7 protein-coding genes are annotated in these 15,368 nt (G+C 31.4%); all 7 read right to left on the reverse strand.

The window, feature by feature from the left end; all coding sequences use genetic code 11:
- Nucleotide 1 precedes the first annotated feature (1 nt).
- The gene (locus G9F71_RS20350; RefSeq protein ID WP_164948508.1) at nucleotides 2-619 is read right to left on the reverse strand and encodes a hypothetical protein; all 618 of its coding nucleotides are present in this window, start codon (nucleotides 617-619) and stop codon (nucleotides 2-4) included.
- Between the two features lie 121 nt (nucleotides 620-740).
- The gene (locus tag G9F71_RS20355; protein ID WP_164948509.1) at nucleotides 741-1,919 is read right to left on the reverse strand and encodes a hypothetical protein; all 1,179 of its coding nucleotides are present in this window, start codon (nucleotides 1,917-1,919) and stop codon (nucleotides 741-743) included.
- 424 nt (nucleotides 1,920-2,343) lie between these two features.
- A complete protein-coding gene (locus tag G9F71_RS20360) occupies nucleotides 2,344-4,275 on the reverse strand; it encodes a transglutaminase domain-containing protein (RefSeq protein ID WP_164948510.1) in 1,932 nt (643 codons plus the stop codon).
- A 164-nt stretch (nucleotides 4,276-4,439) separates the two neighbouring features.
- On the reverse strand, nucleotides 4,440-5,768 hold the full coding sequence (locus G9F71_RS20365; protein ID WP_164948511.1) for a DUF5050 domain-containing protein: 1,329 nt from the start codon (nucleotides 5,766-5,768) through the stop codon (nucleotides 4,440-4,442).
- 886 nt (nucleotides 5,769-6,654) lie between these two features.
- Entirely contained in the window at nucleotides 6,655-9,852 is a 3,198-nt protein-coding gene (locus tag G9F71_RS20370; RefSeq protein ID WP_164948512.1) for a hypothetical protein, read from the reverse strand.
- Between the two features lie 201 nt (nucleotides 9,853-10,053).
- Nucleotides 10,054-13,329, reverse strand: a complete 3,276-nt coding sequence (locus G9F71_RS20375; protein ID WP_164948513.1) for a cell wall-binding repeat-containing protein — start codon at nucleotides 13,327-13,329, stop codon at nucleotides 10,054-10,056.
- Nucleotides 13,330-13,429: 100 nt separating this feature from the next.
- Nucleotides 13,430-14,806 (reverse strand): hypothetical protein, encoded by a 1,377-nt coding sequence (locus G9F71_RS20380; protein ID WP_164948514.1) that lies wholly within the window; start codon nucleotides 14,804-14,806, stop codon nucleotides 13,430-13,432.
- Between the last annotated feature and the right edge of the window lie 562 nt (nucleotides 14,807-15,368).

Raw genomic sequence — 15,368 nt, forward strand, 5'->3', positions numbered from 1 at the left:
ATTATTTTTGTATAAATACAACATTATAAGTTTTTTTACCTATAACAACTTTTATTTTAGAATTTTTGTTTGCATTTATTATAGTTAATTGTCCATCTTTAAATTTATATGATTTCTTCTCTAGTTGTTTTTCATCCATCAATACCTTAGTAATATCTTTTTCTAAAAAATCTTTAAAATCAGCTCTTATATATTCTACACCCATAAATGTTTTAGCTTCTGCTGCTAATTGATCATCTTTTTCAGGGATCAACTCTTTAACTATATCCTTGTCCCCTTGTTTAACATCTACAATTACAGGCATTTCTTTGTATTGATTTTTTAATTCTTTTGCATATTTATTAGCTAACTCTTTAGCCTGATCTTTTGTTATATTTTGTTTCAAAGTAATATTAGCCACTGCCACATCAGACTTTAAATAAACTTCCCCACTTGATACCTGTTTTTCACTTTTTAATTCTTTAGTCATTTTCTCATGCTTAACTATTTTATTAGGTTCTTTTGGTGCCTTCACTGATGAACCACTACCTTTAATCATTGAAAAAATAACACCTAATATTATAACTAGACTAATTACACTTAAACTAATTATAGTTTTGTTTCTTTTTGTCATATTCATTGTTTACCTCCGTTGCTGATTAATTTCTAAACTAATTATACTATTATTAACACCCAAGTACAATGGACCTTGCACATCTTCCTTTTTATAGGCGGCTGACTAGAGCCCATTCCAATAAGGCTTAATTGTTTGCCATTATAGTGATAGTTGTTGCTTTTTCGTTTCCAGAAGCGTCTTTAAGTGTTACATTTAATGTGACTGCACCACTAAGCATAGCAAGATAACCTTTTAAAGTGCTTACAGCGATACCATCTTTAGATGCAAAGGACCCAAGTATATCAGCTACAGGGATAGTAAGTTTACCAGAATCATCCGTTGTAAAAGTTTTAGACCTTCCCATAGTGGAAATTTTTATAGTAGCTTTCTCACTAGCATTTAAGGTTACGGCAGTAAACATATCAGTGCCTTTGCTACCAGCTAGCGAAACTTTATAATCACCGCTTGCATCTTTAGTAGCTAAAACTGGTTGTCCAATAGTTAAGGATACTACATTAAGAACTGGAGCAGTTACATCTATGAGTTTAATAGCTAGTAAACGCGTTATTAGATCCGCTCTTGCTCTATTTGGCGCAACGTCAGATGGCAACGCATTAACCAAAGTATTGGCAGCATCTAGATCTGTTTGTAGTCTGCTAGCTTCAGCTTTAACTACTGCCCCAGTTGCTGTTGCAATTTTAGCAGTATTGTCTACTGGAGTTGTAACACTACCACCAGTCTCTTTTAATGTAATAGCCAAACTACTTGTACCAAGATCAGTTATACCATTGAATACATTAACTGTATAAGTGCCTTCTAGTAAGTTTGATGTATAGGTTAATGTAGCTATCGTACTCGTAGCATTCCAAGTAACTTTCATTGCTAAAGGAGTTATTCCCTTTTTAACATTAAAAACAACCTTTGTTGTATCTGCTGGTGCAGTGTTAAATACTGCTTTAAGAGTATTATCGCTAGCAGAACTTACTGTTACTGCTGAAACAACTAGGTTTGTGTCTGCAGCAGCAAAATCGATCTTCTGGGTAGCACTCTTGTAAACTACAGCTGGTATAACACTTGCTGCTACTACTAATCCATTTTTATTGTTAATCCAGTTTCCTTCAAAATTTTTAATATAAATCTCTCCACCTCCAACTATTGCATTAGTGATTTCTGTAAGATTTGCTGCGTCATTAGCATAAGCTAAGTCAAAAGCCTTATTACCTATTACAACACTACCACTAGCCATTGAAGCAAACGCCGTTAAAGTTGTTGCTCCTGATATCATTACAGCAGCAAGAAGTGAACTTATAATTTTCTTATTCATATATTTTTACCCCCATTTTTTTGATTTAATATTAATACTTTTCATTAAATGCTATAGTCAAATTTTTATTAATATTAAAATTTCTTTAATAGTTATAGTTTTTTATATTTTATACTTATACTTACTCACACTTATATTACGTTTATTCCGTCAATATAGTTGCACTTTCCCCCTAAATATTACAACAAAATTCTATATGTGTTGTGAGCCCTACCCTTCATGACAAAAAACTACCCAAATATATTTAAAATTTGCATAGTTCCCATCCCCGGCTACCCCCAAGCTTTTCGCATATCTTATAATAAGGTAATCTTCCCATAACTTGAACATTATTAAAATCTTCAGTTCTTAAAGTTATTTTTAGATGTAAAAATACCCTGTGCCGAATATATCACAGGGTATAGTTTAAGAATTTTTCATATTTTTAGTATTTGAAAGTATATTCAACATGTGTCTCATCTGGCATAGATGTGCTCCACCTACATCCTATATTTAGATTATTGCTTCTTATGACCTTATTAATTTCATAACTTAATTGTTGTAAATTCATGTTTAATCCACTTAATCTTACAGATAAAACAGTTTTCCTAGTTTTTAAAGCATCTAATATTTTTGCATCCAATTCAGTTTGACTTGTAACTTTTGCAATTACTTCACCATCAGCTGTATATTCTTCTACATCCATATTTTCATAAGAATATTTTGTAGCTGTACATTTCGGATAATTCTTTTCTTCAAATTCTCCTCTTATATGGTCTTTGTTAAAAATACTATCTGGAACATTAAAATAAGTATGATTAACTGTTGCCATAGGCGTAGTTTCTTTATTTAAGGTATTTGAACCATTTTTATCAGAAATAGGATCATCCCATGTAGTATCTAGGTTATACCATCCATCTTCTAGTTTAACCATGTTCCAAGCATGTCCTCCACCTTTAACTCCATTGTATTTTGAATATCCAGTAACATATTTACATTCTATATTTGCCCCATTTAATAATTCATACATTGCCTTTGCATAACTTTCACAAACGCCAAGCTTGTTTACTAAAACTCCATATGCAGTATGATCTTCTAAGGTTGTTGTTCCAGTTTCATAATTATTCACATCATAATCTGCAGTTTTAACTATATAATCATGAATAGCAAGTTCCTTTTCAAAATCAGTCATTTCATTGTTTATAACTGTTTTTAAAACTTCTTGAACTTTTTTTTGAGCTACTTCTTTTTCTTGTTTAATTATAAATACATCTTTTTCATATTCAAAAGTTAATTCTAAAAGACTTTCTGCTTCGCCATAACTAAATATTTGTGCTTTTAAAGCTGGTTTGCCATAATCCACATCAGGATGTTCTAAAACTATTTGATTAATAACATTTAAATTATAATCTGAATTATTATAGTTTAATACTTTTACTTTTACCGTAGTTTCACAATTTTCTAAAGCATTCTTTATAAGATTATAAAATTCATCTTTATTACTAATTACTAATTCCTTTTTAATTGTTAATTCGAATCTAGTTTTAGCTCTAGCGAGTGTTTTTACTGCTGCATCTACATCCGCTTGTGTAGCATCTGATTTGCCAGGTATTTTTTGTGCTTCAACTATTGCATCTTTATAATTGTCTATATCAGCTTGTCCATAATTTCCTGGTTCTGATCCTGCTTTTGCATCCGTTGCTTCCTTAGTTGCTGCTGTTATTGCCTCTGTTAAATTAAATAAATTAGGGAACATAATTATTGTACTACTTTTTATAGTAACTACTGCTGAATTAACTACCCTTGCACTCTTATATGCTACTCCATAAACTACACTTTGATCTACTGCTGCTATGGCAACCATTGGTACTCTTAATGTAGCTATAGTCATTGTTGAATCCATTTTTATTTCTGTAGGTACTACTGTTTCTGCATTTCCAGTTCCATTTTTTTGAGTTATATAGAAATCTGCTACTGTAGGTGCTACTGTCAAAGCATTATTGAAAGTAACTGTAACTGCACCAGTAATAGCAGCTACTGATTCAACTTTTAATTCCTCACCCGCAAAGCCTAAGGAATCATCCTTTAAAGCATTTTCTAATGTAACTCCCTTTTGTAAAGTTGCTTCCAACTTAGTATAATCATAGTTTTTTGCACCAAATTCATATGTTAAATTAGTTGAATTTGATTCTATAGCATCTAATAACGCGATGAATTTAGTTGTATCTGTTTGCCATTCTGAAGCCTTGTAGGCTATCTTACCATCCTTTGTATGAAAATCCCTGTTTGCTGCGAATACTATAGTAGACATAGTACCTGCTAACATAACTGCTATAGCTGTTGCAGAAATTACCGCTAAATAGTTTTTTTTATTCAATTAATATCCCCCCGTATTTCTTCTTCTAAAGTATCCATAACTTTCTTTTGTTTCAAATTGTATCTTCTCTTCATTCTGTTTGCTATATAAAAAAACAGATAGCTAAATAATTTAATACTAACTATCTGTTATAAATGTTTTTAAATCATTACAATTTGTGATTTTTAGTTAACTTTTTCAGTGCTCTTACTGGTAAGATTGATACGATATTCAATTTTTGTTACAGGATTAACATAATATAACCATCCGCCAGCAATATTAATTTTACTTGAAGCATTATAACTTATCTGCTCTTTGCTTGTACCATCAGTTTTCATTCTATATATAAATCTATCTTCTGAATTTACATAATAAATATATCTATCTGATACATTTAAATTTTCAGCAAAATCAGATGCTAAGGCTGTTGCATTCGTTCCATCAGTTTTCATTCTATATATTTTATTATCAGTTAGGTTTATATAATAAATCCAGTCTCCAACTACATTTATATATGATACATCATAAGTTGTAAGTTCTTTACCATTATTACCATCTAAATCACACTTATATAAATTAGAATGTGCATAATATTTTGATTTTCCAGATACATTTAAAAATGTTCTACCTCCATAAAAATATCTATCTACAATATTTAAATAACTTCCATTATTACTTATTGAAGTAAGTTCTGTTCCATCAGTTCTAATTTTATAAGAATAATAATTATAATAATAATAATATACCCATCCACCCATTAAATTTATGTACTTAATATCCTCTGAAGTATCCCCTAATTTTTCTTTTTCTCCTGTTGAAATATTAAGTTTGTAAAGTGTATTTTTATCAGCTGGGTTAGCATAATAAATAAATCCATCTTTTTCAGCAACAAGCCCATCATTTACTATGTTTCCTACTGTATTTCCTCTTTCTTCGATAGTTGCTGTTGCTATTACATTTAATGTAGCTGCTATGGTTATATTATTTGTATTTACTACCCCATTAACCATTGTTAATGTACCAGTGAATTTATAAGTTCCTGCTACCTTTGTATCTGGTATTTCGTACCATATTACAGGTAAATTTTTAGTCGTTCCATTAGATAAATTTACTATTACTGTTGTTGGTAATGTATAATCATCCCCTACATTCATTTTATCATTAATTGCGCTAACTGATGAAACTGTTAAATTATTATTAGAAACAATTAATGAAGTATCCTTTAAAGCATCTGTAAATGTAGTTCCATTTTTTAAAGCTACTTCAAGCTTAGTGTAATCATAGTTCTTTGAACCAAATTCATATACTAAATTAGCTGAATTTGAATCTACAGCTTCTAATAGTGCTAAAAACCTAGTTGGATTGTTCTGCCATTCCAAAGCTTTGTATGTTATTCTACCATCCTTTGTATGGAAATCCCTGTTTGCTGCAAATGCACTAGTAAACATAGCACCTGATAAGAACGCTGCCATAGCAATTGCCGAAACTACTGCTACATAATTTTTTTTATTCATTTAATACTTCCCCCTTGAACTTTATATATTTAATTACTCTAACTTAACTTTTGAATTAGTTTAGTTAAAACTAATTCTATTAAGTTAATCAATTGAATAAAATACCTTTATTTCAAAATAGTAAAATATATTCAACTTTTCTTATTATTCAACAAATAATGCTAAAATCCTTTTAATTCACAAAAATAACCTAATAACACTTATTATTGAATGTATTTATATTCAATCATATATTAATTCTTTCAATATAAGATAGTTTTCCTAAATAGTAGCAACTGGTTCTTCTTTTGTTCCCCCTGTTTTTTAATACTTCTCCAACCACTCCTCTTAAATTAAACAGTTTTGGAACTTGTTTATAAGTATATATCCCTCAAATTATTAGAGTAATTCATACCTTTGTACATACAAAATCCTTAGTAACTGTAACCATATTAATCACCCTTCCTCTATATACTTTCATTTATATAATTTATTTTTTTAATTATTTTAAACATAAAAATAACACCTAGGCTATAGGTGTTGTCATCATTATTACTAAATTCATCATCTCTGCGTTACTAGTTATACTATATACTATATCTTAAACGAAAATAAAAGCCACCATACCAAAGATATGATGACTTATACTATATATTTAGTTCCTTGATAACTACCTAATTTCCACAACATGGTTTGTGGAGTAGTCAGTGATAGGATCTGACTTCACTTGAATTGTAACTGATGTGATTATTTTGAAATGTTATGGATTTGTATTTTAAAAATAGAGAAGGACAGATCCACAACTGACCCTCTCTCATTTTGTTATTTGATTGTTTATTTTACTTCCACATTTACCAAGGGTTTGATCCCTTATAGAGTTTGGAAGTGAAATAGACAAATTCTTTTATTATATAGCTAATTGAACTGTATAACTAACACCATTAACAGTTATAGTTTTACCAATAAAATCTGCAAGAGTCATTGTATCAACTGTTTTTCCTGGTATAGCTATTGCTAATGCAGTTTTTACTGCTACTGGATCTTTTGATGCTAATATATCTGTACCGTTAATCATAACACTATTTAAATTAGCAACATTTATAGTATTTACTGTCAATAAATCTACTAATTTAGCAGTTGGAGTGTTTACAGCAACAATATTATTTCCTGTTGTTGCATCTACTGATACTGTAGCATTATCTTTTCCAACTAATGTTTGAAGCATGTTAGCTACTAAATTTAATTTACTGTTATCTGCTGTCCAAGCAAGTTTCTTAGCACCACCATTTGTTAATACATCTCCAGGTGTTGTACTTTCTAAGTAATTAGAAATAGTTAGTACGTGTGGAGCTGCATGATTCTTTAAATATCCATTTGGTAATACTATTGTAACTGAATCTGCTACTGCATCTTTATCATCAAGACCAGCTATATTAGCTCTAATTTGTGTTCCTGTTGGAAGAGCTACTGCATCAAGTTGATAGTTTGAAGTTTTCAATGCATTTTTAGAATCTCCAGTTACTGATACTGCCTCATTAAACTTAACATATACATAATCTGCATTTGCATCTGTATCAGCAGCTTCTTCATTGATAAAGTCATTATCAAGATCAGCATATGTCCATTGTACTGCAAATTTACTAGTTGTTGGAGCTGGTCCAGTTACTGTAAAGTCTTGTGTAGCTGATGCTGCTGTATTTCCAATATCATCAGATATTGATCTTACAACAAGTGTCCAAACGCCTGCATCAAGTTTACTTGCTGGTACTACTGATATTGTCTTATCATATGGATCAACAACTGCACTTACTGTTCCACCAATTGTTTTACTACCATCTTTTTTAACAAATTGAGCTGTTGCAATTGGTAATGAAGTTTGTCCTTGAGCAAATGTTTCTAATGCATCAGCTGAAGTAGTTCCATTAACAGATACTTTTACTGGTTCTGACATAGTTGCATTATATCCAGTTACAACTCCATCAATATTTTTAACTTCAACTATACTGCTTATTACTGGTGAAGTAACATCTGGAATTGTCATTACTCCTCCAAGAGTTAATTCTATTGCAGCATTTTTAGTTCCGTTTGCTGCAGTAGAAACTGTATCTTTAGCTACAACTAATCTATAGCTATCATTATAGTAATTTAATTTTGAATTTACTGTATCATAAACTGCTGTATCAGTCCAATCTTTAGTTGTTTCAACTTTATAAGCATTTGCAACACCTTCAAGTTTTGTAACTTTGATTGCTTGTTTAGTTTCAGGTTCCCAAACTTTTGTAGTTTTATTTAATTTTTCTAGTTTTATTAAATTAGTAGCATCTTCATTTATTACTTTTGTAAATGTTACTATAGACTGTTCTGGTGATTGTACATTTACGTTAGCACTAGGTGCTGAAATATCAGAAGCTATGTTAAAGTCAAGTGTTTGTGTGTTAGAAACATTTCCAGCCCAATCAGCTATTGATGAACCTTGAATTGAATGATCTCCAGCTTTAAGGTAAACTTGATTTCCAGTTGCATTTTTACCAAGAGTTATTGTAACAACATTTCTTTTTGTTGCTTTTATTACGTCTTTTTCTGCTAGAGTTTGTGTTGACTCTATTGCTGCTATTTCTGCTTTAGCTGCTACTCCAAATGAAGCATCATCTAATTTAACTCCATCTATTGTATAGTTTGCAATTTTTTCAGCTGTAGCAGCATTTACTGGTTCTGAGAAAGTTAATACTAATTGTGTTAATCCTTGATTAACCGCACTAAGAAGTGCTGGAGTTCTTGAATCTGTTAATTTAGCATATTTTGTACTTGCTACTGGCAATGTACCTGTAGTGTCTGTAAATGCAAGACTTAAATTAGAATTATTAACTAGTGGGAAATTACCAGCATCTGTAGTGTCTAAAACTAATTGTAACGCTCTAGGGTTTCCAACAACAGGAAGCACATATTTTACTTTTATAGTTTTACTAGTTCCAACAACAAATGACCCATCATTAGCTATGTTAGTATTAACTACGGCTATAGCTTTTTTTGTAGTAGTATCAAATGATACTCCATCAGCACTAATAGTATTTGTATAATTAGATGCTAATACATCCTTGTTAAAGTAAGCTATTACTCTATCTCCTTGAGCTGCTTGTACTTCAGTTAATGTTGCTCCAGCAGTTTGCTCTTCTCCATCATTAGGATTTGGAGTTAATATTATCTTATTTGTTGCTTTAACACCTACTGTATTTGTGTTTGCAGCTGCTACAATTGTAGCTTGTATGTTAGCTGTTCTTGCTGCATCTAAAGTTTCTGTAACAAACAATACTGTAGCAACACCGTTTTGTACTGTTACTTTATTTTCAGCAAATCTACCAAATGTAGTTGTAAATGCAACTTCTACTTTATCAGCATCTTTCAATGTTGTTCCAGTAGCATCTTTTAATGTGAATGTAACTAATGTACTTGTTAATCCATCTGACTTTAATGTAGTCTCTTTAGAAGTTAATGTAGGTGCAAATAATGCAGATGCATCAGGCATTTTAAAGCTAAATGTTGCATCAGGTTGTACAACACCATTAAGTAGAAGACCAGTAGCCTTTACTGAATAATCAGTTCCAACTATTGCACCAGATACATCAAGGATAGCTGATTTCTTATCTGCACTTAATGTAGCAGAGTTTACAGTAATTCCTGGTGTAACTTTAAAGTTAGCAGCAGTAGCAGTGTCAACTGCTCCTGAGAAAACAACATTCAACTTTGTATCAGTAATAGCATTTACTGATTGAACCTTTAACGCTTCACTAACAACTACTAATGAATCATCCTTTAAAGTTTCAGTAAATGTAGCTCCTGGAACAGCCAAAGCTACTTCTAACTTAGTGTAATCATAGTTTTTATTGCCATATTCATAAACTAAATTAGCTGAATTTGAATCTACAGCATCTAGTAACTCTACAAAACTAGCAGCGTTTGTTTGCCATTTTGAAGCTAGGTATGTTGTTTTACCATCTTTTGTGTGAAAATCCCTATTTGCTGCGAATACAGTAGTTGACATTGCGCCTACTAATAAAGTTGACATAGCAGTTGCTGAAAGCACTGCTAAATAATTTTTCTTATTCAATTTAATATTCCCCCTTAGTTTTTCTTTTATAGTATCTATACATTCAAGATATTTTTTTAACATTGAAAACAAAATTCTTTTCTATCTTAACTGTTTAACTATGTGTCGTTTTAAGCACTTACATATTTCTCCCAATAAACTTAGGAGTTATTTTAATGACATCTTCATGAGCAAATTGCCCATGAAGATGTCGTTAATATATTATTTTAAAGTTGCTGTAACTTTTACTCCATCTTTATCAACTAATATCATTGAAATTGGCTTAGCATCTGTAGAAACTCTAATTGTAGTACCAGTAAGTACCATAGTAGTTGCTTCTACTCCATCAACCATAACTTTTGAAACTAGACTTGAATCATTAACTGTTACTGTTGTTCCACCTAATACATAACTGTAAACTCCAGCTGATACAAATGCTAGTTTAGTTGCATCTACAACTATTGCAGTTACTCTAGTTTGTAAATCTGTTTTAACTTTTGCATCTGCTAATCCAGTTACTAATAATTGTGCTGCTGTTTTATCAGCTACTGTTTTACTAGTTTCAGCTTTAACTACTGCTGCTGTTGCTGTTACTACTTTAGCTGCTTCAGCTGCTGCTGCATCTTCTTTTGTAACTATTGCAGTTAATTTAACTTGTAAAGCATCTTTAGCTGTTCCAGCTGCTAATCCTGTTACTAATGTTTGTGCTGCTGTTTTATCAGCTGCTAATGCACTAATTTCAGCTTTAGTTACTGCTTCTATTGCTGCTTTTACTTTAGCTGCTTCTGTTTCTATTGGAGTAGTACCAGTGAATCTAAGCGTAATTGTTGCCGCTAGTCCGTTATTAGTCATCCCAGTAAGTTTAACATCACCGTTAGCTGTTGCAGCATGTATGATTTTACCACTTCTATCTACTTCAAATCCTGATGTAGTAGTTCCAACTGTTTGAACTTGTTGTACTGTTGTAGATTTTGAAGAATATTGATCATAAGCTCTAAAGTATACCGCTTTTGAGCGTGTACCATTACCATCTACACCAGTTCTAGTCATGTAGTTACCTGGAAGTAATCCAATAGCAGCTTGATCAGCATTTCTGTCTATTGTTATAACATCGTCTTTTTCTGTAACTCCAGCAATTGAAGTATCAAATGCTGCTTTAATTTTAGTAGCTATTGGGTCTGCAGTTGAAGACTTAATAACTGTAGTTACTGAGTACGAATTTTTAGTTAGATTATCATCGCTATCATAACCTTCAATTGATATAGTTAACAATGCAGTTGATCCTGTTTTTGCAGCATCTAATTTATTTGCGCCTACTTCTATTTCATCAGGAGCAAAATTTCTATTACCTGTACCAGTATATATTTCAAAGTCACTATTAGTAAGCCTTGCTCCAGTTATTGGAGTACCTCTTAATACTACTTTTGCTCCAGTTGATGTTTTACCATAAACAGTTGGGTTAAAGTCATAATTAAGTTCTGACTTAGTAGGTGTTGTTCCTTTAACATGATTAGCAAACAAAGTATCAGCCTCTGTTGCTTGATCCATAATATATCCTTTAATATCACTATTTTTTATAACTGTTAATGTTTGTGATTTTGAATCTAAAACTTTATTTGTTGTAGTATCAACTAAATCAAATCTAACTGTTGATGATCCAACATTACCTGCTGAAATAGAAATTTGATTTTGTCCAGAAGTTGCATAACCAGATACTTTGATAACATTTGTATCACTAGATGTTGGTACAACTTTGTATTTCTTACCAACTGCATCAGTTGCATCATCCATATCAATAGCTCTATTATACTGATCTCTAACTTCTAATCCTGCTGCATCCCATCCAAAATCTATAGTTTGTTCTGCCGCAGATTCTGAACCATAAGATGATTGCATAATAGTGTTCAATACGTCTGTATCTAAAAACAATGTATCAGCTAAAGCTGGTTTTTGGATATTAACAGTTATACTGCTGTAACCATTTGTTGAGTTTGGTACAGATGCTGATATAACCTGAGTAATAGAAGATGTTCCATTGTTTGTAACTGGAATATTCTTCAATAAAAGATTCCCGTTATTATCTCTTGTAGCTACGGCATTAGTAAATGTGATATTTCTTAAATCTTCGTATTTAGTTAATGGAAGTCCATTTTGATCTGTTGCTGCATATGGAATAACTTTTGATTCTCCTGAAGCTATATCTTCATTTGGAGCCTGTAATTGAAATCTACTTGCTTCTGCTTGTCTTCTAATTTTAGTATTTAATTGTGAGCTCTTTGATGTCCAAGTCATAGCAGTGATTACAACATCCATATCAATTGAAATAGCTTGATTAGTAGCTCTAACTTCGATTACTGCTTTGTTAGAATCTTTTGGATCTTGTTTAACTTCAGCTGTTACGTATGGGTTTGATATATTTAAGAATTGACTATCTGAATTTATATATATCAATCCTTTTCTGATAAGGTCGTAATTTGTTGTAACATTACCACTCATATCTGTAGCTACAAAATCAACATAGAATATATTTGTGCTATCTCCTGCAGTCAATACTTTATTATCAACATTTGTTATACTATTAAGTTTTATATCACTTAATGTTCCAAGTTGTGAAGTTACAGCCAACATAGCCTGTGCTGAAACTCCAGTGTTTGTATCATTAGCAGTTATTGATACTCCTGAAGTGAATGTCATAAGATTTAAGTTAGTAGATGGTGTTATCTTAATTACTCCCTTTGATGCTGAAATAGAACCTACGCCAGTATTGAATTGTATATTATTAGCTAAAGATCCGTTTGAAACGTCAACTCCGTATTGATCTATTACAGTATAAGTTGCAAATCCAGTCTGAGCTGCTGTTTTTTGATCAGTAACAACTGATAATTTAGTAGAAGTTATATTGATTTTAGCTATTTTTTGTTGAGATATATTTACTTTTGTTGTTCCAAGATCTACTGCATCCTTCTTAACATTAACTGAGTACTCTGATTCTGGTAAATTTGCTGTAGTAGACAATGTAGCTTCTGTTTTAGCAGCATTCCATTCAGTTGTCATAGTTACAGGAGTTGATACTCCTCTTACAACTGAAAGTACAACCTTTGATGTATCTGTTACTGCTTGGTTAAATACTACTTTGAAGCTTCTAGCGCTAATAGCACTTACTGATACTGCAGCTGCATCTTTATCTTCTGCTGGGTAGCTAGTTACTACTCCAGTAGCATTTTTATAAGTTACTGATGGTATAACACTTGCTGCTACTGTTGTTCCAGTTAAATTGTTAATCCAGTTTCCTTCGAAGTTTTTAACATAAACTGCTCCACCGGCAACCATTGCAGCAGTGATTTCAGTAAGATTTTTTGCATCATTAGCATAAGCTAAGTCAAAAGCTTTGTTTCCTATTACTACAGTACCATTAGACATTGCTGCGAAAGCTGTGAAAGATGTTGATCCTGCTATCATTAAAGCAGCAAGAGCTGAACTTGTAATTTTCTTGTTCATATATTTATACCTCCATTTAATTTGGTTTTATTTTGATACTTTATTTATTAACTACCCTTAATTAAATATTAATTAAGGGTTAAAGTCCTTTTAAAAGTTACTAGTTAGTAGCTAAAACTACTTCGTTTGTTGCAATTACTGTTCCAGCTGCATTTATTAATTTAACATTAACTTTGTCTCCTGCAACTTTAGCTGGGATAGACATAACTGTTGTAGCTGTTCCTAAAACTTCTATAGCTGATAAAGCTGATGTACCATTAAATACTTGGTATTTAACTGCATCTTTTGAAGTTGATGTAACAGTTACTAATGCTCCAAATGTACCAGCTTTTACTGTTGCTTTAATTTCTGATTTACTTGGATCTACTGGTGCTACTGGTGCTATTGTAATTGTTCCTGATTGTCCTAAAGCTACTTCTATAGTTTTAACTTCGTTTGCATTTGCATCAAGTAATTTAACATTAACTTTGTCTCCTGCAACTTTAGCTGGGATAGACATAACTGTTGTAGCTGTTCCTAAGTTAACTACAGCTGATAAAGCACTTGTACCATTAAGTATTTGGTATTTTGTAGCTGTAGCAAAGTTTTTAGTACCTTCTGCTGTCATAGTTACATTTACTAATGATCCAAATGAAGCTGCTGCAACAGTAGTATCAAATACTTTTACTGTTTCTTCTGCTTTAACAGTTACCATTATTGTTTTCCAAGCTTCATATGTTCCATATGTTGAACCTTGATTAGCATCTGTTTTATCTTGTGCTAAGTATTTAGCCCAAGTTGTTGATTTTTCTGTGTTTGCATGTACAACAACCATATAAGTTCCTGGTTTTGTGAATGTATATGATGGAGATTCTTGGTAAGTAGTTACTCTTTTTGTCCATACTCCAGTTGTTGGATCCATTACGTGCATTGCATATTTGTATGGTCCTGGAATTCCACTAATTCCTTCTATTTTGTTGAAAGTTAATTTCATTCCATTAACAGTGTAATCAGCTTTTCCATTAGCGTATACTCTGTTAGCATCATCTTTAGCAACACAATTTAATTCTGCAACATAATAACTATCAAAGTTACCATTGCTGTTTGATTGAATTCCTGTTTCTGCATCTCTTTTTACCCAAACTGAAACTTTATATTTTCCTAATTTGAATGCTGGTGTTTCTGGTAAAACATATGGTGTTTTAGCATCTACTGATGCGCCATATCCTTTTGTTAATTCTGTCCATGTTTTACCATCGGACATAAATGCTCTGTATTGAACTTTTCCTGTAAAGCTTGAAGTTACTGTTAATTTTTCAGTATCTCCTACTATTAGTGGTGAATGTTCTACTCCAACATAATTTATCGCTGGAACAAGTACCTGTGTTGCCTTTGTTGCAACTGCCTGTGCAGCGTTTGCTGTAACATTACCTAAAATTCCGGCCATTACGAATATTGCTGCCATGAATATGCTTAGTGATTTTTTGATTTGTTTCATATAGTTTGTCCCTCCCATTAATATATACTTTTTATTTTTAAAAAAATAAAAACTTAGTTATAATTGTAGTCTTTTTAAAAGAATACAATATTTTCTCCTTTAACTACACCCCCTAGGGAGCTTTTTTTATTACTATAAAACATAAAAATCAGTTTAAAGCAACTTAGTAATTAAAGACTTCAATGTGTTTGTGATACCTTTAGAATGCATGGTGCTTTACCATATTATGAAATGACATAAATATTTGTGATAACATTCATCCAATTACACAAAATTCATGCTGTACCTATTATATAACTCTTTTTGTTTAATTTCAACTTTTTTATTAAAATTTAACTCAATTTCTTTAATTTTCACATAGTACACTTATTTTCATAACTTACACTTATATAACGTTTATGGTTATGTTTTAGTTGCACCTTTTAGAAATCTTTTTTACTTTTCTTTACTTGGGTTAATTTTCACTTAGTTATTAAAATTTCCTCTAGTTCATATGTTTTCATATTTTATACTTATATAACGTTTATGACTATATTTTAGTTGCACCTTTTAGAAATTTTTT

Source organism: Clostridium sp. FP2, from assembly GCF_011065955.2.
GTDB classification, from domain to species: domain Bacteria; phylum Bacillota; class Clostridia; order Clostridiales; family Clostridiaceae; genus Clostridium_AD; species Clostridium_AD tagluense.